Below are 22,441 nucleotides of genomic sequence, written 5' to 3'. Positions count from 1 at the left end.
AGCAATTGAACCGTAATATTTTTTGGACGTGTGTTGAACTTATTGTTGTAGTCTTCCCAGACTTTTTTACCACTTACTTCTGTTGTTTCTGTATTTTTGTAAGTGTTCGTGATCGTTGTTCCTTCTACTTTTGTTTCGTAGCCATCAACTTTTACTTCACTTACTGTGTACTTGATCTCATTTCCTTGTCCATCGTACTTTGGTAGATCTTTGAAGTCAAAACTCCAGTTACCATCCTTATCAGCCTTCACTTCTTTTGTTTGGAACTCGCTTCCATTTTGAAGCAATTGTACTGTGATACTTTCTGGGCGTTTACCAAACTTGTTGTTGTTGTCTTCCCATATCTTCTTTCCCGAAACAGATGTAGTTTTCACTTTATTCGAAATCGGTAGTTTAATTCCGTTTACAGCATCTAACTTAACTTCGAAACTTACTTTTGCTTGTGGATCAAAATCAATATAGTCTGGAGCTGAAACTTCTTTCACATAATATTTTCCTGGTGTTAAACCCTTGATTTCGATGACACCTTTTTCATCTGTTTTATATAGATCCCCAACTTGTTCACCCGACTCTTTATACAACTCAAATGAAACATTCGGTATGACTTTTTCTTCATCTTTATCAAGGTGCTTAACAATTTTTAGCGTTCCTCTTGGAACCCCTTCAGCACCACCGCCGGCTGTCCTATTTTCAACTGGGTAGCTACCCGATTCAGTAACTGGCTCTTTATTATAAATTTGATAATCAATCGTATAATCATTCTTAAAGAAATCTTGCGCCTTTCCGGCATCCGTTATAGTAGATGTATAAGCAATCGAAAAGGAGGAAAGACTTGCTTTATCCTTATAAAGCACAACTTGAAATGAGTTTTCACCAGTAAAGGTAATCTTTCCATAACCTTTAGATTCAAACTCCTGTAATGATAAGTTTTGACGGCCTAAATAATTATCAATATCTATCCTAAAACTATCTTTATTAAGTATTTGACCTTCTTGTAAATTATCAACTACAACAATATCATCACCTAACTCTTCTTTATTTAAGTTTGCATTTAAGAACCAACGCACCTCACCTGGCTTACCTCTCATATCACCAGTTTTATAAAAAAACGGTCCCTTTCCAGGATCCGTACCACCACCGCTTGTTGGACCGGTAATTATTACAGATTGCTTATCTATATTTGTACCAAAATTGGTTTCAATCTCTTTCTTTTGGTCTTCTCCTACGTTAGCAGCTTGCACGTAAAAGTTTAAATATCCTTTAATATCATCACGTGTATCTACTTTATCATTAAATGTACATACCACAGTACCTGAATTGACTGTACAAGTACCATAATCACCTAAATTAAACTGTGTATTCAACCCTATTAATTCTGGGGGCAGTGTTAATGTTAGTGTATCTCCTGGCTTCAGCCTAACTCCATCTTTTTCACTGAAATTTACAGTCACTTTAGTCTCTTGTCCAGTATAAAGATCTGTTTTATCAATCTTAATACTATCCACAAGTCCTACTGTGTTTAGCTCTTTTGCATTTGCTACTATAGGTAGCAAACTCTGACCTATAGTAAACATGAAAATCATTATAATCGAAAAAATTGAAGTAATTCTTTTTAAATGCATACTTTATGTTTTCCTCCTATAAAATTAAAAATAGATTCTGGTACAAACATACTATGACAAAGATTCTATTATTCAATGTCATTAAGCTATTTTACTTAAATATTTTTGATAGCTATTATCATCTTTTTCTCTTTTTTCAACCCTTCTATTGCTTAGAAACCTGAAGTTTGAAGTCCGAAGTATGACTTTTATATAGATTCATCTCATTTCTCCGACATGTCTAAACTACGTTATTTCTGGTCTATACTGTTTAACAAGAACAGATACAGGACAGGACAAATTTTGATAAAGAAATTCGAATTACAAATACGTATGAATGGACCATAGAATAACTTCAAAGTCAAAAGAAGATAACTCAAAAAGCAATCACGATAAAACTCATGACAGTCATTCGTCTTATTATGCTGTAAAACTTTCGGAATTTCTTCAAACCTTTGCAAACGCTCGCTCTATAAAATATAAAAATTTCATTACTGGCAAGTATGAACGCACTACTTCATAGTAACTATGCATTTGGTCAACTTCCTTACTTATCCTCCTAAAGAATAACAAGAAGTGCAATCTATAATTGAATTTAGCATATCAGCCGAAGAATGCTAAAACTGCGAAACATACTTGGATTCTCGTATTCTAAAAGATGTTATTGAAGATGCATTTCTGCCGTTATGAGTTGAGATAAAATTGGCCATAGGTGAAATGTTTGGTGTTTAGTTTCACAACCGACCTACACACCTAAACAAGTGTTCCACCGGCATTATATAATTAAAAATGCCCTGGATGAAGTACTAGTTACCTATGCAAGATGAAAGTTATAATCTCCAAATTTAAAGACAGTGGAATGAATTTGGGAGTAACTAAAAAAGAGTGTGATTGTCGACTGATTTCCTGTAAATCGTATAGAAGTACGTAATTCAGCCTTTTTATTTTTGGAGTATATAAATGCGTTTCGAGAAAAAACAGTTTGCCTAATGAGTTCCATGGCTATTTCGAAGAATTAAAATGAGCTTATATATGATGATAATATCAAAACCGAGAGATTTATATCCTTTCATTATTTTTATCAAATCATGAAAACTTTAATTGTACTATTTTAAACGTAACCCCTAGTTTCTTGACTAGGTTGGAAGTTTCCATGATCAATTACTAATTGTTTAAATACTTGGTTAGATGAATCGTTATTTTAGTATTTGGCCTAGCTGTAACAATAGTTTTTACAACAATCACACCATTTCCCAGTAACTTTCTACCAACTAATAATACATATGCTGATTTCTAGAAATTTTGCTCCCGACAATCCATTATTCTAGAATTCTCCCTAAAAATCAATAGTTAATGTTAGTTTTCTGTTTTCACTTCATCACCATAACATATATTTAGAGTAAAAAACTGAAACAAAAAAAGAGATAGCTTTGCCATCTCTTTTTTTGCCCAGCTTCCCCTCATCAAGTCGTACGTGAGGTTCTCTTCCATACGACTTTTCAACGGTCTGCTTTCTTTGCCATCTCATCAGTCTATAGACTGATGAGATGTTTTTATATCAACTTGTATATCGCTTTTCAACAAAAACAAGCATCTTTTCTTTTGTCTATTACATTTTTTCTGGTGCAGATACTCCTACGATTGCTAATGCGTTTTGAAGTGTAGTGCGTACTGCTTTCATTAACTCGTAACGAGCTTTACTTAATTCTAAGTTATCTTGGTTTAATACTTTTTCTGCATTGTAGAAGCTGTGTAATGTTGCTGCTAATTCAAATGCATAGTTTGTAATACGGTGTGGCAGACGTTTTTGCGCTGCATCCGCAACTACAGCTGGGAATTCACCAAGTTTTTTCAGTAACTCTACTTCTTTCTCAGAAGTAACAAGTTTGTAGTTCACGTCTCCGCCTGTAGCTAATCCTAACTCTTCACCTTGACGAAGGATACTGCATACACGCGCATGTGCGTATTGTGCATAGTATACTGGGTTTTCATTAGATTTTGATACAGCTAAGTCCATATCGAAGTCTAAATGAGAATCACCGCTACGCATTGCGAAGAAGTAACGCATTGCGTCCACGCCCACTTCTTCCATAAGCTCACGAAGTGTAACTGCTTTACCCGTACGTTTACTCATCTTCATTTTTTCACCGTTTTGGTACAGTTGTACCATTTGGATGATTTCTACTTCTAGTGTGTCTTTATCGTAACCAAGCGCTTGAATAGCAGCTTTCATACGAGGAATGTAACCGTGGTGGTCAGCACCCCAAATGTTAATTAACTTATCGAAACCACGCTCTAATTTATCACGGTGATACGCGATATCTGGCGTTAAGTATGTGTAAGAACCGTCGTTTTTAATTAATACACGGTTTTTATCATCACCGTAAGTCATAGAACGGAACCAAGTTGCTCCATCTTCTTCAAAGATCTCGTCGCGCTCTTTTAATACTGCAAGAGCTTGATCAATTTTTCCGTTTTTGTATAATGATGTTTCTGAGAACCATACATCGAACTTAACACGGAAGCTTTCTAAGTCTTTTTGAAGTTTTGCTAGCTCATATTTTAAACCGTACTCACGGTAGAATTCATAGCTTTCTTTCTCATCAGCTTTTGCATAACGATCGCCAAACTCTTCAGCTAAACGTTTACCGATTCCAATGATGTCCGCACCATGGTATCCGTCTTCTGGCATTTCTTTCTCTAGTCCTAAGGCTTGCATGTAACGAGCTTCAACAGAAAGAGCTAAATTATGAATTTGGTTACCAGCGTCATTAATGTAGTACTCACGAGATACATCGTATCCTGCTTTTGCTAATAGGTTACATAATGTGTCACCTACTGCTGCACCACGTGCATGTCCTAAGTGAAGGTCACCTGTTGGATTCGCAGATACGAACTCAACTTGTACTTTTTCACCTTTACCAGTATTCGTTTCACCATAAGCTTCACCAGCGTTAACGATTGTTGGGATTAAGTCTGTTAAGTAACTGTTATCCATGTAGAAGTTAATGAAACCAGGACCTGCGATTTCAATTTTTTCAATAGAAGCTTTTGCTTTATCGAAGTTTGCAACTAACTCTTCTGCAATCATACGAGGTGCTTTTTTCGCAACACGTGCAAGTTGCATCGCCATATTTGTAGAGAAGTCACCATTTGTTTTATCTTTTGGAGATTCTAATACAACGTTTGAAATCTGTTCTTCTGTCGCTAATTCTGCCTTTAATACAGCAGCTTGAATTTCTTCTTTAATCAATCCTTTTACTTGTTCTAAAGAATTCATTATTTTGCCTCCTTCAAATTAAGTGTAATTGTATATCTGCCAGCTTCTTGTTCACTTAGAAGCAATGCGTACGTTAAGAAGAGTTGTCCTTTTTTCTTTTCATCCGACCATTTAAAAAGAACGTTATCAGTCTTTGTTTGCAATGCAAACGTACCAAGTTCACTCGTATACGTACCAGTTGTCCATTCACCTTTCACATGCGTTTGACGCATCGAAACAGCACCTGAACGCATAATGAGAACTTGTTCATCTTGAATTTTAATAATTGTTTTCACTTCGCCTTGTTCATTCGGCTCTTGGAATGTTACATATGTACCTTGACCTTTTACATAGTATTGACCATTTGCTTCAAAAGCAACGGTTTCCTTCCTCGCCCCTTCACGGATTTCTGTTACGAAATGAACGTGTACCGGCAAGCCTGCAAGTTGTTTCTTCACGTCTTGCACACCTTTCAAATGTTATAGATATTAAATACTACTTATAATAAATCACTTTTCCTATCATATCAAAAAAAGACTCTGTCTGTCTGCTGAAAAATCAGGAAAACTCCTTTTCAAAAAATAATTCACTCTCACTTTATTTCATATGATAAAATATTTTTTAAATCTAAATATTCTTTCTATTAAAGAGGTGAATTGGGTGCTACCAACAAAATTAAAAAAAGGTGATGAAATCAGGGTTATCTCACCCGCTTGTAGTTTAAGTATTGTCTCAAATGAAAACAGGCATCTTGCTATAAAACGATTAACCGACATGGGCTTTCAAGTTACATTCTCAACATATGCTGATGAGATAGATCGTTTCGCTTCCTCCTCTATTTCTTCACGCGTTCAAGACCTCCACGAAGCATTTACAGACCCGAATGTAAAAGCCATTTTGACGACACTTGGAGGATACAACTCTAATGGTTTATTAAAGCATCTCGATTACGATTTAATTCGTGATAATCCAAAGTTTTTCTGTGGTTATTCTGATATTACTGCTTTAAATAACGCCATTTACACAAAAACAGGACTTGTTACGTATTCAGGTCCCCACTTCTCTTCATTCGGCATGGAAAAGGGAATCGATTATACAATTGATTACTTTTTAAAATGCTTAACCTCTGATGAACCTATTGAAATCGTGCCATCTGAAACGTGGAGCGATGACTCGTGGTATGTTGATCAAGAAAATCGAGAATTTATTAAAAATGAAGGATATGTTTCACTTCAAGAAGGGGAAGCGACAGGAGATATTATTGGTGGCAATATGAGCACTTTAAATTTGCTGCAAGGTACACCATACATGCCAAACTTGCGAGATAAATTATTATTTCTTGAAGAAGATAGCCTAACAGGAGCAGCTACTCTTAAAACTTTTGATCGCTATTTACATTCCCTTATGCAACAGCCTGAATTTGAACATGTAAAAGGCATCGTTATAGGAAGAATGCAAAAAGGAGCAAACTGTACAATTGAAGACATACAGGAAATGATTGCTTCAAAACCCGAACTTGCACATATACCTATCATTACAAACGCAAGTTTTGGACATACAACTCCTATTTTCACTTTCCCAATTGGTGGACGTGCAAAAATCATTTCTAACAAAGAAAAGGCATCTATCACTATTTTAACGCACTAAAAAAGGAGCGAATGAGTCGCTCCTTTTATGGTTTTTCTATTTTTTCCAACGCTTTTTGCGGAATTGACTCTTTCGGGATTTCAGCCCACCCTTTTCCTTGCATACCTTTTGCATAAATTTTTATAAAAGCACCTGTATGCAATTCACGGTTCATCATTCTTTTAATAACTTGTAACTTTCCGTCTTCTGTATACCCTTTAAATGTATATAAATACTCATCATCTTTTTTCTCGCCTTTATTTATAACTGCATAATAATCTTGTATTTCTTTATTTGAAAAGAAGTTGTCTACAAAAGCATGTACACCTTCTGTTTTTGTGTTTAAATAATATGCTGTTCCCCCTAAAATGATGGCAAATACAGCTAAAACTTTAATTACCAATTTCATACCTAAGCCTCCTGTTTGCACTTCTTTCTCGCTAACCATATGTCTATACCTGTATTATACGAAAAAAAGCATACTATACTCTATCGAAATGTCTTACACTTCCCTTACATTGTTGTAAGGATTTCTCACCTTACAGCAGTGTAAGGGCAAAAAGGTTTTCCGTTTCATGAACTTTTATATTATTATTGAATGATACGAATTTTTATCCCAAAAATCAAAGGAGACAGTTTTCAAATGGCTATCTTGCAAGGTTTAGCACTATTACTTGTTGTACTGTGTCTATTTACACTTTTTAGTTACCGTGCTCCTTATGGAATGAAGGCAATGGGTGCTTTAGCTAATGCAGCAATCGCAAGTTTTCTTATTGAAGCATTTCATCGTTATATCGGTGGAGAAATGTTTCATAATGACTTCTTACAATCAGTAGGAGAGGCTTCTGGTAGTATGAGCGGTGTCGCAGCAGCGATTTTAGTAGCATTAGCAATTGGTGTTTCACCCGTATACGCTGTTTTAATCGGTATCGCTACTAGTGGATTCGGTATTTTACCAGGATTTTTCGCTGGATACGTTTGTGCATTCATCGTGAAATTTCTCGAAAAGAAATTACCAGCTGGTGTAGAATTTTTAGCAATTTTATTTATTGCCGCACCAATCTCACGCGGAATGGCCATGCTTATGGATCCGCTCGTTAACGCAACACTCGTTAAAATCGGTTCTATGATTTCAGTTGCAACTACAGAAAGTCCTATCATTATGGGTATTATGCTTGGTGGATTGATAACAGTTATTTCTACCTCCCCATTAAGTTCTATGGCACTAACTGCCATGCTTGGATTAACAGGTTTACCAATGGCAATTGGTAGTCTTGCCGTAGCAGCTTCAGCCCCAATGAACTTTATTTTCTTTAAACGACTAAAAATTTGTTCAAAGAAAGATACAATTGCTGTAGCAATCGAGCCTTTAACACAAGCTGATGTAGTCTCAGCAAATCCAATTCCAATTTATGCGACAAACTTCGTTGGCGGTGCACTTGCCGGCATTATTACATCGCTATTCCAGCTCGTTAATAATGCGCCAGGAACAGCATCACCTATTCCAGGACTTCTTGTCTTATTCGGATTTAATGACGTTATAAAAGTAACGATCGCTGCTGTACTATGTGGAATCGTTACCACTACTGTCGGATATATCGGATCAATTCTGTTCCGCAAATATCCAATTCGTTCTGCTGATGAAATTCGCGGAGTTACTTCGGAAGAAAAAGTTGCATAATAAAAAGAGCTATTCTCATTGTTTGAGAATAGCTCTTTTTGATGTTGCGTGACAGCTAGAATCTCCGGCCATTTCACACTCTCGGCCTGCGCCAAAAGCGCTTCTCGGTCGAGCGTTCCAATGACCTGCGATTCTGGGCGAGCTGCCTCCGCTTTTATTTTACCCAGCCGAGCAGCATTTCCCGCACGAATTTGCTTGCTGCGACTGGCGTTTGGTCACTATGGTCGTAGACAGGAGCTACTTCTACTAAGTCTGCTCCAACTACATTTATATTTGAATTTGCAATTGCCACGATGGAATCTAATAATTCTTTAGATGTGATACCGCCAGCTTCTAACGTTCCTGTTCCTGGAGCGTGAGCTGGGTCTAATACGTCAATGTCAATTGTGACATAGACTGGGCGTCCTGCAAGTTTCGGTAATACTTCTTTTAACGGTTCTAATACGTCAAATTTGTATAAGTTCATACCTACTTCTTTTGCCCATTCAAATTCTTCCTTCATTCCAGAACGAATTCCGAAAGAATATACGTTTTCCGGACCAATTAAATCACACACTTTACGAATTGGTGTAGAGTGGGATAAAGGCTCCCCTTCATACGATTCACGTAAATCAGTATGAGCATCCATGTGGATGATTGCTAAATCCGGATATTTTTTTGCCATTGCCTTAAAAATTGGCCAAGACACTAAGTGCTCACCGCCGAGACCTAGTGGAAACTTACCGGCATCTAAAAGTTTTGATACATACTCTTCAATCATGTCTAAACTGCGTTGTGCGTTTCCGAATGGTAATGGGATATCACCCGCATCAAAATATTTTACCTCTTCTAGTTCACGATCTAAATATGGACTATATTCTTCAAGACCGATTGATACTTCACGAATACGTGCAGGGCCAAAGCGAGATCCTGGACGGTAACTTACTGTCCAATCCATAGGCATCCCGTAAATAACTACCTTTGACTCTTCAAAACTTGGATGACTTTTAATAAATACTTTACCTGAATAAGCTTCATCAAAACGCATATTCTTTTCCTCCTTATGTGGAACTTAAGGTATCCCAACCTTTCACTATTTCTCAAATTTGGAGCGAATCGCTCCTCTTTCTCGATTTACCGGGTCTTCTGTTTTATAACAAGAAGACGATTTTCTTTACAGAAGTGTAAGTAGCTAGCATGTTCAAGTCTTCTGGACAAACACCTTAAATGAGCTACTTACACTTTATTTGTTCCGTGCGATTTCTCTTACTTAATTAGATCGCCAACAAATTTCGGTAATGCGAACGCTGCATTGTGCAATTCTTTTGTGTAGTATTTCGTTTCAATTTCGTGGAAACGCTCTTCACTAATTTCTAATGGATCGTGTTTTTTAGATCCGATTGTGAATGTCCAAAGCCCACTTGGGTATGTCGGAATGTTTGCTGTGTATAAACGAGTAATTGGGAAAATCTCTTTTACATCTTTAAACACAGTTGTAATTAATTCTGGTGTGAACCAAGGGTTGTCCGTTTGTGCAACGAAAATACCATCTTCTTTTAACGCTTTTGAAATTCCAGCGTAGAAGCCTTTTGTAAATAGGTTTACTGCTGGTCCTACTGGTTCAGTAGAATCTACCATAATTACGTCATATTCATTTTCGCTTTCTGCGATGTGTAGGAAACCGTCTCCTACTTTCACTTCTACACGCTCATTGTCTAATGCGCCTGCAATTGATGGTAAGTACTGTTTAGAGTACTCGATTACTTTCCCATCAATCTCAACAAGAGTTGCTTTCTTTACGCTTGGGTGTTTTAACACTTCACGAATAACACCACCATCACCACCACCTACAACTAAAACGTTTTCAGGGTTTGGATGTGTAAATAAAGGTACGTGCGCTACCATTTCATGATAAACGAACTCGTCTTTTTCTGTCGTCATAACCATGCCGTCTAAAATAAGCATGTTTCCGAACTCTTCCGTTTCAACCATATCAAGTTTTTGGAATTCTGTTTGCTCCGTATGTAATGTGCGGTTAATACGCGCAGTAATTCCAAAATGTTTTGTTTGTTTTTCAGTGAACCATAGTTCCATCGTACAATCACGCCTTTCAATGCAAATTTATAATAGGGACATCATTAATGTCCCCTAACAAAAATAAAACAAAACATCCAAAATGTATAGTTAAAAGTATAAAAATACCGAAAATATATTTTAGTCAGAGCGTTCTAACATATATATGAAAAAGGATTGTCCTGTAATAGGAAAGAAAACCCTTTCTTAAGAAAGGGCCTTTTTCTCTACTTCCACCGGTTTACGAATTGGAATTAAAATCATAATACAACCAACTAATACAACAATTCCACCGACTAAAAACGGGCTTTGCGGTGAAACTGTGTGCCCGATAATTCCTGATAAAATAGGAGCAATCGCGCCTCCTAACCAACGAACGAAGTTATAAACACCTGATGTAATAGATCTTTCATAAGGTGAAATATCCATTACATAACTTGTAAATAACGCGTTATTTAATCCTGATGCTAATCCAGATAGAACGATTAACACGATTTGTAACCACATAATTTTCACGAAGAATAGCGCAATTAATAACATCGCAAATACGAGTAAACTACCCTTTAATACTGTTTTCGGTTCATATTTACCTTCTAGCTTATGCGCTAAAATTGCTGATCCGTAAGCTAGCGCTAATCCCCATCCACAAAATACAAAACCTAATTGAATGGCAGATAAATGCATAATAAGTGGTGAATATGCTAAAACAACGAAAAATCCATAGTAATATAACATCCCTGAAATGGCACCTTGCATAAATGGTTTATATTTCACCAGGTTAAGTAATTCACCCATGCCCGCTGCTTTACGCTTCACTTTTCGCTCTGGTTCTTTTACAAAAAAGAAAACTAAAATAAATGCTAAGAAAATTAAAATACTCGTTGCGAAAAATGGGTAACGCCAAGAATGTCCACCTAATATACCACCTAATAACGGTCCGCCTGCCATCCCTAAACCGATAGCTGCTTCATATAATCCTACTGCTTCATGAACTTCTTTACTTAATGCAATTAATAATGTCATCGCCGTTGCGAAGAACATCGCATTTCCTAATCCCCACCCTGCGCGGAAAATAGATAATTGAGCAATCGTTTGCGACATACCACATATAAAAGCAAATACAGTTACAATCGCAAGACCAATTGTCATCATTCGTTTATCACCAAATCTCGATGCAAATATTCCAGCTGGTAACATCATAATTGCCATCGTTAAAATATATGCTGTAAATAACATCTCGACTTGCCAATGCGAGGCACCAATTTGTTCAGCAATACTTGGTAAAATCGGATCGACTACCCCTATACCAGAAAAGGCAAGGAAGGTAGCGATCACTGTAATCAATCTCCCTAATTTTTGTTTGCTCTCCATTTTGATTACTCTCCTTTTGTACTATCTAAAAATGTCACTGCACGATGTAAGCTATCCTCGAGCTCCGCCTTCACGCGCTGCATTTGCTCCATTTTCTCGTCTAACGTTTGCACTTGTTTTGCAAGCATCTCTTTAATTTCTTGAATCACTTCGCGATCACGAGGATTCTCGCTATTTCTTCTTTGTTCCATTCTTTCTTTTAACGATAAGAAGTGTTGCATTTCTTGAAGTGTAATTCCAAGTACTTCTTTCGCTTCTACAATCCTTTTAATTCTTGCAATATCCTCATCTGTATACAGACGAATGTTCCCCTCACTACGCTCCGGAGGATGAATTAAACCAATTTCCTCATAATAACGAAGTGTACGTTTTGTTAAACCAACTTGTTTTGTTACTTCGTCGATTTTATACATGTTTATTCCTCCCTTCACCTGGCTATTACATTTTACGTTAACGTTAACTTTTATGCAACTGTTAGGAATTTGTAAATATTTTCCCTGTTCAATTGTGTTTTTCCCCAGGCAGTTTCATAATGAAAGAAAAGAGATGATAAGGAGATTTCCGTATGAATAAACCACTTATTTTCGCTCACCGCGGGGTCAAAGGAACACATCCCGAAAATACGATGATTGCCTTCCAAGAAGCTGAACGCATTGGCTCTCATGGAATTGAACTTGATGTCCATCTATCAAAAGATGGTGAACTTGTCGTGATTCACGATGAAACAGTGGACCGCACAACAAATGGCGTAGGACTTGTTTCCGAGAAAACTGTAGAAGAATTACAAGCTTTAGATGCCGGTAGCTTTAAAGATCCTTCTTTCCATGAAGCGAAAATTCCAACGTTACGAGAAGTATTTATTTGGCTCTCTACAACAAATTTACAACTTAACATTGAACTAAAAACGGATGTGATTCACTATCCAGCTATCGAAGAAAAAGTTGTTGCTCTTGTTCGAGAATATCATCTATCTAATCAAATTATATTCTCATCATTTAACCACGACTCAGTTTCATTATTAGCAGAAATTGCGCCTGAAATTCCAAGAGCGATTTTGTACGATACACCACTTGCAGATCCTATTGCTGAAGCAAAAAAACGAGAAGCAACTGGGTTACATCCAAACTTTCAATTATTAACTAAGGAGTTTGTTCAATTCGCACAGGGACAAGGATATGTTTTTCGCCCTTACACTATTAACGAATACAAAGATTTACAAACTATGATTGATTATGGTATAGATGTCATCATTACCGATTGGCCAGCGCGTGCTTTTGAGCTCCTTTCTTAATGGAAGGAGCTTTTTTATTTTCGAAATTTCATTGTTTAAAATAACGCAAAACCCTCAATACTAATACAATAACGCTTGTATTAATGAGGGGCTGAAAAAAGATGGATCAAACTATGAATCCAAAACTTAAAAAATATAAACGTCTTTTCTTCACCGCAATGTTTTCTTGCGTCCTTTTCTTCGTTTTTTCTTTTTTTGTTATTCTTATAGTTGCAAAAATTATGGGACCTCCCCCTGTTGCAGTTCCGCAAACAAGTGTCTTTTATGCTAATGATGACACTGTTATAGGACAAAGTAATGAAATACAGAAACGCTACAATGTCTCTCTGAATGACATTTCTCCTTATGTAAAAGAAGCGACACTTTCTATAGAAGACCAAAGATTTTATAAACACCACGGCTTCGATATGAAACGTATTGCTGGTGCAATTGTCGCTGATTTAAAAGCGATGGCAAAGGTACAAGGAGCTAGTACGATTACACAACAATACGCACGTAATCTATATTTAGATCATGATAAAACGTGGAAGCGAAAACTATTAGAAGCAATGTACACTGTCCGCCTTGAAGTGAATTATAATAAAAATCATATTTTAGAAGGATATTTAAATACAATTTATTACGGACATGGTGCTTACGGTATCGAAGCGGCATCCCGTCTATATTTCGATAAAACAGCAAAAGAATTAACATTAGCAGAAGCTAGTATGCTTGCCGGTATCCCGAAAGGACCTAGCGTCTATTCTCCATTCTTAAAAGAAGAACGTGCGAAAGGACGACAATCTCTTATATTAGATGAAATGGTGGAACAAGGATATATTACGAAGCAACAAGCAGCTTCAGCAAAAAAAGAACCGCTGACTTTCGGCTCATTAGATACAAAAAAAGTAGCTGAAGTAGCACCTTATTTCCAAGATGCTGTACAAGCTTCTCTTCTACGTGATATCGGACTAGATGAACAAGCTTTACAGCGAGGCGGCTTACGTATTTATACAACGCTAGATCCTAAATTACAATCTGTAGCAGAGCAAGCCGTAAAAGATCATATCCCTGACACAACGAGCATACAAACTGCTCTTGTCTCTATGAACCCAAAAACGGGTGAAGTGGCCGCTCTCGTTGGTGGTACTGATTATAATACGAGTCAATTTAACAGGGCTACACAAGCTGCTCGTCAGCCCGGCTCTACGTTTAAGCCATTCCTATATTATGCGGCATTAGAACGAGGATTCACCCCTGCTACGCGTTTAAAAAGCGAATACACTGTATTCACTTTAGGTGACGGTGTTTCAAAGTATAGACCAAAAAACTATAAAAACTATTATGCAGACGATTTTGTAACGATGGCACAGGCCCTTGCAGTATCTGATAACGTATATGCTGTAAAAACCAATTTGTTTTTAGGAGAAGATATACTCACAAAAACGGCAAAACAATTTGGAATTACTAGCGCATTAAAAGATGTGCCTTCTCTAGCTCTCGGTACATCTCCAGTAAAACCCCTTGAAATGGTAAACGCTTATAGCATGTTTGCCAATGGTGGAAAAGAAGTAAAACCTACCTTTATTCGCCGCATTATGGATCATGAAGGAAACATACTATACGATGCTCATTTAGAGAGCAAACAAGTTCTCGATAAAAGCAAGGCATTTGTGATGGAAGAAATGATGACGGGTATGTTTAATAAAAACCTAAGTAGTTATGCCGCCGTGACCGGCCAATCGATGCTATCAAAGCTATCAAGAACATATGCCGGGAAGTCTGGTTCTACAGAAACAGATAGTTGGATGATTGGGTTCACTCCGCAGCTCGTCACTGGCGTATGGGTTGGATACGATCAACCTAAATCGATTTCAAATGTAGCAGAACAAGGATATGCGAAAAAAATATGGACCGATACGATGGAAAAAGGGTTAGACGGCCAACCTAAAAAAGGATTTAAACAACCAAGCGATGTCGTAGCAGTTAATATCAACCCAGAAAACGGAAAAATCGCTACAAAAAACTGTCCAATTTCAGTTAAAATGTATTTCGCAAAAGGAACCGAGCCGACTGAATATTGTATGGATCATGTTGATGATAAAGAGGAATTTGAAAAAACCAGTGAAGAAAAGACAAAAACAAGCTGGTGGAAAAAGTACCTTCCTTGGTGAAATATGAGGCTATTCCAATGAAATGCGGAATGGCTTTCTATTGTCACTCTTTGTCGGTAAATCGATATTCCTTGTCGAAGCGTCGATATATCAAAAAAATCGTTGATATATTTTAAGTTATGATAGATATATTCGAAAAATCGTTGATATATTTTAAGTTATGATAGATATATTCGAAAAATCGTCGATATATTTTCATACAACAAACCAAAATAAAAAGGATGTCACCTAGTCAGCAAGCGACTAGTGAGACATCCTTTTCTTTTATTCACCTAATAATGCACGGCGCAATTCTTCACTAGATTCGTTCCAAATCGCTTCATTATGTTCTTTCAAGAACGTACCAAGTACCTTTTTGGAAGATTCGTCCATATGGTCAACCATAATATGACGCTTCAATGACTTATCCATTTTGTTTACATGCTCTGGAAGTGATTTATATCCGCGGCGAATTTCACGGTCAACTGTCATTTCACAAGCTGTTACACCTGCATAATAGGCACCTGTTGCCGTTCTTTCAATCGTCACCCAAACAAGCCAAAATGGTTTTCCGTTTGGAACTTCATCTTTATTTGTTAAAAACTTAATCCCTTTTTCTACTGTACTACGCGCATGCATCGCACCGATATCAACGAACGCATTTTTTTCTAATACATCGACAAATACAGGTGAAATATTTTCTAAGCTTAATGCCCCAACGCCAAATCCACCATGTCCATCTGTTGAATCATTCTTTACGATATTAAAACCGATTTTTTTCTTTTTCTCAGTCATATGTAACTTCCTCCTCGCTTAATGATTATAAAAGCCCAAAAATAGGCGCAATGATATTTTGTAAAAATACTAATACATATGGAATAACAACATTAAAAATAGGCTGAATTGTGTAATTGCTAAGCGGTGTAATAACAAGAATTAATAACGCAATTGCTCCATATTTTTCATACTGTGTCATTTTCGCACGAATATTTGCTGGTGCTAAATCTTCCACTACGCGATACCCATCAAGTGGCGGAATCGGTAATAAGTTGAATACAAGTAAAACAATGTTAAGCCCGATGAAAATCTGGAAGAATTTAGCTAGTGTCTCTCCCACTGCGAGCGGAATTGCATCTAACACACCAAATGTTATTAAGCTATACCAAATAATTAAACCAATTGCACTTAAGATAAGATTACTTATCGGTCCCGCAATCGAAACTAATATTCCCGCAAGACGCGGTCTTTTAAAGTTATATGGGTTAACTGGTACTGGTCTTGCCCAACCGAATCCAAGAATTAATACAGCAATCATCCCGATAGGGTCTAAGTGAGCCATCGGCGATAATGTTAAACGGCCTTGTCTCTTTGCTGTATCGTCTCCAAATTTATATGCAACATATGCATGCGCAAATTCATGCACTGATAACGCAATAATAATCGCCATTGCTACTAACGGGATTTCTTGCAATGGATATCTAAATAACTGATCCATACTCCATCTCCTCTTCAATATGTCCAAAAAAGAAAATATTTGTTTTTTCGATTGTTCTTCCCCATAATCCGCTATAATAAGAGTGTAACTTACATAAAAGGAGCGATTGTACATGCCATACGTAACAGTGAAAATGCTAGAAGGACGCACAGAGGAACAAAAGAAAGCTCTTGCTGAGAAAGTAACAGCAGCAGTAAGCGAAACAACTGGTGCTCCAGAAGAAAACATCGTTGTTTTCATCGAAGAAATGTCTAAAAACCATTATGCAGTTGGTGGAAAACGCTTAAGCGACAAATAATTTCAAGTTCTTTCATAAGAAGCAGCCATTAGCTGCTTCTTATTTCTTTCCCTCTAACAACTCGATAATTCTCTCTTTATATTTTCCTTTTCTTCCATCTTCATAGATTAAATCATGTGGATAGAATAATTTTTGATCCGTTCGCTTCTTACCTGTAATCGCCTCAACAATATCTGATTCGCGTGATAGCTCTCTAAGCTCCCCATTCGGCATAAGAAGTAAGATTGGTAGGCGCTCCTCTTCTTCTCCAGCACGATAAAAGTCATATGGTAAGTCTGATGTTGAATCAACAACTAAATAATACTCTGGATCGAGCCCAATCTTTTTAAATAAGCTACTTAATTCCATCCAATTATCTAAACCATGCTTATCCGTAAACTCTACATATTTAAATAGATTTCGGTTCATAAAACGGCGACATAAATCACTTAAAATTGGATCCTCTTCGTCTTGCCATACTTGGAAGTAATAATACATAACGTTCTCGTCTAGCTTTAAATAATCCTCTACTGTTACTTCTTCTTCAAATAAAGAATAGAAATGAACAGGGTGATGTTTAAACGTGTAATACTTCTCGTGCAATGATTTCGCACGGTGTAAAATCTTTGTTAAAATAACTTCTGCACTACGCGTTACTGGATGGAAATATACTTGCCAATACATTTGATAACGACTCATAATATAATGCTCTACAGCATGCATACCACTATTTTTAATGACAACTTGATTCCCGTACGGTCGCATTACACGCAATATACGCTCCATATCAAAGTTCCCATACTTTACACCAGTAAAATATGCATCTCTTAATAAATAATCCATACGATCCGCATCAATTTGGCTTGAAATCATACTAATCGCTAATTTATTAGTAGATGTCTTCGCAATTACATCAGCCACCTTTTGCGGGAAGTCCTTATCCACACGACTTAACACACGATTAATTTCCGTATCTCCAACGATAATTTTTTGTGTAAATTTCTCATGATCTAACGAAAATACTTTTTCAAACGAGTGAGAAAATGGGCCGTGTCCGACATCATGAAGTAATGCCGCACATAAACATAACAATCTATCTTCAGCATTCCAGTTCGGTCTGCCATCAAACACATCATCAATCATACGACGAATAATTTCATATACACCTAACGAATGAGTAAAGCGACTATGCTCTGCACCGTGAAATGTAAAAAATGTCGTTCCAAGCTGCTTAATACGGCGCAAACGTTGAAATTCTTTCGTTCCGATTAAATCCCAAATAACGCGATCACGCACGTGCACATATTTATGTACTGGGTCTTTAAACACTTTTGTTTCGCTGAGTTTGTCGTTTAAATATACCACTTTTCGACATCCCCCTTTCCTTACTGCATTCTTACTATATATTATAAACGAAATAGGAAACAGAAAGAAATGAAAGACTATATTAATTCCCTTTATAAAAGAAAAAATCACCTTTACCGAAGCAAAAGTGATTTTTTGTTATACATTATTTTCCTAAAACAAACTCAGCGACTTCGTCTAAGATCATTTCTTTACCTAGTGGGAAGTAACCTTTGTTTAAGTCTTCATTTTTAATTGTAAATACGTGGTTGTTTTTAACAGCGTTCATGTTTTTCCAAATTGATTCTTCTTGGAATTCTTTTAAGCGTTGAGAACCATCACCAGTTGTAAATACAAATAGGTAATCTGGATTGTAATCGATTAAAGCTTCTTTTTGTACTTGTACTAGCGGTTTGTCAGTTGGTGTACCTTTAACTGCTGGTAATTTTAAATCATTAAAGATTACGCTACCGTAACCGTAGTCACCGTATACACGGAAAGCATTTGGATATGCAGCCATTTTCATGAATGTTGCATCACCAGTTTTAGCGATGATTTTGTCATGTAATTTACTTGCTTTTTCATCGTACTGTTTGAACCATTCTTCTGTTTCTTTTTCTTTACCGAAGATTTGACCTACTTCTTCGAATTTTGGACGCCATTGATCTAATGGAGTTTTTAACATAACTGTTGGTGCAATTTTAGATAATTGATCATAAATCTTTTCTTGACGATTGTTTACAAGAATTAGGTCTGGTTTTGCAGCAGCTACTGCTTCGATGTTAATTTTATCGCCCCAAGCAGAGCCAACTGGTGTTACACCTTCTAATTTTTTCGCGATATGTCCATCAATTTTTTCTTGAGTTGTATTTGCAGTAATAATTGGCTTCATACCGAAGATTAATAATTCTTCTGTTGAACCACTAAGGTCAGCAATTTTCTTTGGGTTTGCAGGAATTTTAATTTCCCCTTTTGCATGTTGTACAGTGCGTTCTTCAATCTTCGCATCCTTCGCATCTGCTTTCTTTTCTTCTTCTTTGTTAGAACAAGCTGCAAATAGTACAGAAGTAACCACTAGTACCATTGCTAATAGTGCCATTTTAAAATTCTTCATGTTCCCACTCCTTCTCGCTGTATTTCTCTTATAAGTTACAGTGAACTATAAGAAACAATTTAACAATTAATTAATATATATTTATTAATCGTTGTTTATAACCCGTTTTAACGGGCGTTCAACTTCCTATTTCATTAATAAGAAGCTCAACGTCCATTAAAAGCCCCCCTCTTAAAGAGGGGGTTCTACTTATGCTTTTTTACGCAATTGATTATTAATCATCGCTAAATCATATGTTAAACAAATCGGTTTACAGTTTACTGGACACGGAACGATTTGAGCTTCAATCTCAAATACACTGCGAAGTGTTTCACTTGTCATAACCTCATCTGGCGTTCCTTGTTTCATTAACTTACCTGCTTTTAATGCAATCATATGATCAGAGAAACGAGAAGCATGGTTTAAATCATGGATAACCATAACGATCGTTCTGCCTTCTTCTTGGTTTAACTTTTTCAGTAAGTTTAATACTTCAAGTTGATGAGCCATATCTAAGTATGTTGTTGGTTCATCTAACACGAGTAAATCTGTTCCTTGTGCAAGAGCCATCGCAATCCATACACGTTGACGCTGACCACCGGATAGGGCTTCTGCTGGGCGATTCGCGAATTCTGTCATTCCCGTCACTTCAAGTGCCCAATGAATGTAGCGATAATCCTCTTCTTTCAATGTCCCAAATCCCTTTTGATGAGGGAAACGTCCATAGGAAACAAGTTCAAATACAGTAAGACCTGTTGGCACTTCTGCAGTTTGTGGTAAAATCGCCATTTTCTTTGCGATTTCTTTCGTTGGCTGTTTCTCAATTGCTTTTCCGTCAAGATAAACAGTACCTTTTTTTGCTTTCAAAATACGAGAAGCTGTTTTTAATAATGTGGACTTCCCACAACCATTTGGTCCAATAATCGTCGTAATTTTCCCTTCTGGAATTTCAACTGTTAATCCATCAATAATTAACCCTTCGTTATAGCCAACAGATACCGCATCAACTGCTAAAGTTGCCATGCAAAAAGCCTCCCTTTATTTTGTCCTCATAAGTAAGTAAATGAAATATGGTGCACCAATTACAGAAATAACTAGACCGACCGGTATTTCTGAAGTTGGTAACACACTTCTTGAAATTACGTCTGCAAATAAAAGTAAGAACGTTCCTATTAATGCAGCTGTGGGCAACATAATTTGATGTTTACCACCAACAAGGCGTCTCGCTAAATGCGGAGCCATTAAACCGATAAAACCAATGCCACCGGCAACAGCAACAGATGCACCTGCTAAACAAACTGCGATAAATAATAATTTACGTCTTTCTTTTTCTACGTTTACACCAAGGCCAACTGCTGTAGAGTCGCCTAGGTTCATTACATTTAATACGTGTGCCTTACTAATAGCAAGCGGTAAGAAAATCATCATCCACGGAAGCACGCTTAAGACGAATTTCCAATCCGTACCCCACAGACTTCCCGCTAACCAAATTGTAGCAAAGCGGAAATCATTAGATGTCATCTTCATAGAAAAGATTAAACTAACAGCACCAAATCCAGCTGCAACGGCGATACCGACAAGTATTAATCGAGTAGATGAAACGCCATCCTTCCACGCTAATAAGTAAATAATAACCGCCGCTAATATCGCACCGACTAATGCGAAGAATGGAAGAATAAATACAGATAAAAGTGTACCAGTTCCAACTTTTCCGAAGAAAAAGTAAACGAATACAACAACCGTTAATCCAGCTCCAGCGTTAATACCTATAATACCTGGATCAGCAAGTGGATTTCGTGATAATCCCTGCAAAATCGCACCTGACATAGCTAAAGCCGATCCAACTAGTATAGCAATAACCATACGTGGCATACGGAATTCAAATAAAATAACAGACTGATCTTCAGCACCAAGTCCAACCAATGACTTTAATACGTCCATTGGTGGTATTTTAAATGTCCCTGTATTTAAACTTACTAAAAATACAGTAACGATTAATCCTACTAAAATTGTTAAAACAGAAATGTTCTTTTTTGTTAAGACACTCGTCCTCACATTTTCCCTCTCCCTTCGTTACGTGCTAAGTAGAGGAAGAATGGAACTCCAATTAGCGCTGTAATTGCTCCAATTGGCGTTTCAAACGGCGGGTTAATAACGCGAGATAGCATATCTGCACACTCGATTAATAATCCACCTAAGACTGCAGAACATGGAATAACCCACCTATAGTCTGAGCCTACAAGGAAACGAGTCATATGCGGGATTACAAGACCAACAAATCCAACCGATCCTGCCATAGAAACCGCAGAACCTGTTAACACAAGAACAAGTACTGTTCCAATGAATTTAATTAATGTCGTATTTTGACCAAGTCCAATCGCAATCTCTTCACCGAAGCTCAAAATCGTAATATACCTCGACATCATAATTGCGATAAAGAGACAAACTAGACCGATCGGCACTAGCATATTAATACTTTCCCATTTCACTCCAGCAACTCCGCCTGCATTCCACATACTTACCTCTTGGGCAAGATTGAAATACAGCGCAATTCCAGATGAAATGGCCCCTAATAAAGCACTAATTGCTGCCCCTGCTAAAGCTAATTTCACAGGTGTTAATCCACCTGGTGAAGAAGACCCAATTCCATATACAATGCTCGCACCAAAAGCAGCTCCAATAAAAGATGCGATAACGAACATTAAATAAGGTGAATTAGGGAAGAATGCATACATAATTGCAATTCCGAATACAGCGCCATCTGTAATCCCCATTAAAGATGGTGATGCCAGTGGATTTCGCGTCATACCTTGCATAATTGCTCCTGATACCGCTAAAAAGGCACCTGCAACTACGCCCCCTATTGCTCTAGGCATGCGAAGTTCTTGAATTACGTTATGATGCGTGTTAGACCCATCAAACTGAAAGACAGCTTGCCATACAGTCTTTAAACTAATATCAGCAGCACCAAACGAAATAGAAACTGCCATACTTAAAGCTAATAAAACTGTGCCCGCTATTAAAATAATAGAAGCAATGAGCGGTCTGCTCTTAATCTCTTTAACATTCATATCTTGCTGTTCTATACTCCTTGCGCTCGCTTCCATCCCTCAACCATCCTAACCAACAACATATATTTAATGAAATGAAATTTATTCTCAAATAGTATTAAAAAAATGAGATGAATCGATCTTCTTCTGATAATGATTCTCAGAATCA

20 protein-coding genes are annotated in these 22,441 nt (G+C 37.1%); 5 read left to right on the top strand and 15 right to left on the bottom strand.

Going from position 1 to position 22,441, the window contains the following annotated elements; all coding sequences use genetic code 11:
- From ACQKNI_RS23205 to ACQKNI_RS23195, 3 genes are all read right to left on the bottom strand, one after another.
- Positions 1–1,622: Cna B-type domain-containing protein (locus ACQKNI_RS23205; protein WP_427282700.1), on the bottom strand; the 1,622-nt coding region annotated here is incomplete at its 3' end.
- A 1,588-nt stretch (positions 1,623–3,210) separates the two neighbouring features.
- A complete protein-coding gene (gene argS / locus ACQKNI_RS23200) occupies positions 3,211–4,881 on the bottom strand; it encodes an arginine--tRNA ligase (RefSeq protein ID WP_088231942.1) in 1,671 nt (556 codons plus the stop codon).
- Positions 4,881–5,318 carry a DUF1934 domain-containing protein gene (locus tag ACQKNI_RS23195; RefSeq protein ID WP_000744345.1) on the bottom strand — a complete coding sequence of 146 codons (438 nt, stop codon included), beginning with the start codon at positions 5,316–5,318 and terminating at the stop codon, positions 4,881–4,883. Before ACQKNI_RS23195 ends, argS begins: the two co-directional genes overlap by 1 nt.
- Positions 5,319–5,466: 148 nt before the next feature.
- On the opposite strand from ACQKNI_RS23195, the gene ACQKNI_RS23190 reads away from it, so the two are divergent.
- Complete coding sequence (locus tag ACQKNI_RS23190) at positions 5,467–6,507, top strand: S66 family peptidase (protein ID WP_098252842.1); 1,041 nt, start codon at positions 5,467–5,469, stop codon at positions 6,505–6,507.
- Between the two features lie 25 nt (positions 6,508–6,532).
- On the opposite strand, the gene ACQKNI_RS23185 is transcribed toward ACQKNI_RS23190, so the two are convergent.
- A complete protein-coding gene (locus ACQKNI_RS23185; RefSeq protein ID WP_088231940.1) occupies positions 6,533–6,895 on the bottom strand; it encodes a YxeA family protein in 363 nt (120 codons plus the stop codon).
- 234 nt (positions 6,896–7,129) lie between these two features.
- Between ACQKNI_RS23185 and ACQKNI_RS23180 the strand changes: the two genes are divergently transcribed.
- The gene (locus tag ACQKNI_RS23180; protein ID WP_088231939.1) at positions 7,130–8,167 is read left to right on the top strand and encodes a PTS sugar transporter subunit IIC; all 1,038 of its coding nucleotides are present in this window, start codon (positions 7,130–7,132) and stop codon (positions 8,165–8,167) included.
- A gap of 154 nt (positions 8,168–8,321) precedes the next feature.
- On the opposite strand, the gene speB is transcribed toward ACQKNI_RS23180, so the two are convergent.
- The 4 genes from speB to ACQKNI_RS23160 all read right to left on the bottom strand — a co-directional run bounded on the left by speB (position 8,322) and on the right by ACQKNI_RS23160 (position 12,003).
- On the bottom strand, positions 8,322–9,194 hold the full coding sequence (gene speB / locus ACQKNI_RS23175) for an agmatinase (RefSeq protein ID WP_048528013.1): 873 nt from the start codon (positions 9,192–9,194) through the stop codon (positions 8,322–8,324).
- Positions 9,195–9,412: 218 nt separating this feature from the next.
- Positions 9,413–10,240, bottom strand: a complete 828-nt coding sequence (speE, locus tag ACQKNI_RS23170) for a polyamine aminopropyltransferase (protein ID WP_088231938.1) — start codon at positions 10,238–10,240, stop codon at positions 9,413–9,415.
- A gap of 186 nt (positions 10,241–10,426) precedes the next feature.
- Positions 10,427–11,590 (bottom strand): MFS transporter, encoded by a 1,164-nt coding sequence (locus ACQKNI_RS23165; protein WP_088231937.1) that lies wholly within the window; start codon positions 11,588–11,590, stop codon positions 10,427–10,429.
- A 5-nt stretch (positions 11,591–11,595) separates the two neighbouring features.
- Positions 11,596–12,003, bottom strand: coding sequence for a MerR family transcriptional regulator (locus ACQKNI_RS23160; protein WP_000276563.1), 408 nt, complete (start codon positions 12,001–12,003; stop codon positions 11,596–11,598).
- 152 nt (positions 12,004–12,155) lie between these two features.
- On the opposite strand from ACQKNI_RS23160, the gene ACQKNI_RS23155 reads away from it, so the two are divergent.
- Together ACQKNI_RS23155 and ACQKNI_RS23150 are read left to right on the top strand one after the other, a co-directional pair.
- Positions 12,156–12,881 carry a glycerophosphodiester phosphodiesterase gene (locus ACQKNI_RS23155; RefSeq protein WP_088231935.1) on the top strand — a complete coding sequence of 242 codons (726 nt, stop codon included), beginning with the start codon at positions 12,156–12,158 and terminating at the stop codon, positions 12,879–12,881.
- 101 nt (positions 12,882–12,982) lie between these two features.
- A complete protein-coding gene (locus ACQKNI_RS23150) occupies positions 12,983–15,034 on the top strand; it encodes a transglycosylase domain-containing protein (RefSeq protein ID WP_088231934.1) in 2,052 nt (683 codons plus the stop codon).
- A 264-nt stretch (positions 15,035–15,298) separates the two neighbouring features.
- Here the strand turns inward: ACQKNI_RS23150 and ACQKNI_RS23145 are convergent, their stop codons facing one another.
- Entirely contained in the window at positions 15,299–15,808 is a 510-nt protein-coding gene (locus ACQKNI_RS23145) for a YwhD family protein (protein WP_088231932.1), read from the bottom strand.
- A 25-nt stretch (positions 15,809–15,833) separates the two neighbouring features.
- Positions 15,834–16,508 carry a site-2 protease family protein gene (locus tag ACQKNI_RS23140; RefSeq protein ID WP_088231931.1) on the bottom strand — a complete coding sequence of 225 codons (675 nt, stop codon included), beginning with the start codon at positions 16,506–16,508 and terminating at the stop codon, positions 15,834–15,836.
- 112 nt (positions 16,509–16,620) lie between these two features.
- Here ACQKNI_RS23140 and ACQKNI_RS23135 point away from each other — a divergent pair, with 112 nt between their 5' ends.
- Positions 16,621–16,806, top strand: a complete 186-nt coding sequence (locus ACQKNI_RS23135; protein ID WP_001147171.1) for a 2-hydroxymuconate tautomerase — start codon at positions 16,621–16,623, stop codon at positions 16,804–16,806.
- Positions 16,807–16,845: 39 nt separating this feature from the next.
- On the opposite strand, the gene ACQKNI_RS23130 is transcribed toward ACQKNI_RS23135, so the two are convergent.
- From ACQKNI_RS23130 to ACQKNI_RS23110, 5 genes are all read right to left on the bottom strand, one after another.
- A complete protein-coding gene (locus ACQKNI_RS23130; RefSeq protein ID WP_098357078.1) occupies positions 16,846–18,150 on the bottom strand; it encodes an HD domain-containing protein in 1,305 nt (434 codons plus the stop codon).
- 145 nt (positions 18,151–18,295) lie between these two features.
- A complete protein-coding gene (locus tag ACQKNI_RS23125; protein ID WP_088231929.1) occupies positions 18,296–19,243 on the bottom strand; it encodes an ABC transporter substrate-binding protein in 948 nt (315 codons plus the stop codon).
- Positions 19,244–19,432: 189 nt separating this feature from the next.
- Positions 19,433–20,245: an ABC transporter ATP-binding protein gene (locus ACQKNI_RS23120; protein ID WP_000212059.1), complete on the bottom strand. Its 813-nt coding sequence runs from the start codon at positions 20,243–20,245 to the stop codon at positions 19,433–19,435.
- Between the two features lie 15 nt (positions 20,246–20,260).
- The gene (locus tag ACQKNI_RS23115) at positions 20,261–21,277 is read right to left on the bottom strand and encodes a FecCD family ABC transporter permease (RefSeq protein WP_088231928.1); all 1,017 of its coding nucleotides are present in this window, start codon (positions 21,275–21,277) and stop codon (positions 20,261–20,263) included.
- Positions 21,274–22,329: a FecCD family ABC transporter permease gene (locus ACQKNI_RS23110; protein ID WP_098252844.1), complete on the bottom strand. Its 1,056-nt coding sequence runs from the start codon at positions 22,327–22,329 to the stop codon at positions 21,274–21,276. The genes ACQKNI_RS23115 and ACQKNI_RS23110 overlap by 4 nt, the downstream gene beginning before the upstream one ends.
- Between the last annotated feature and the right edge of the window lie 112 nt (positions 22,330–22,441).

This window comes from Bacillus sp. NPDC094064, from assembly GCF_050279585.1.
Classification (GTDB): domain Bacteria; phylum Bacillota; class Bacilli; order Bacillales; family Bacillaceae_G; genus Bacillus_A.
This window is presented reverse-complemented; position numbering and strand designations above follow the sequence as displayed.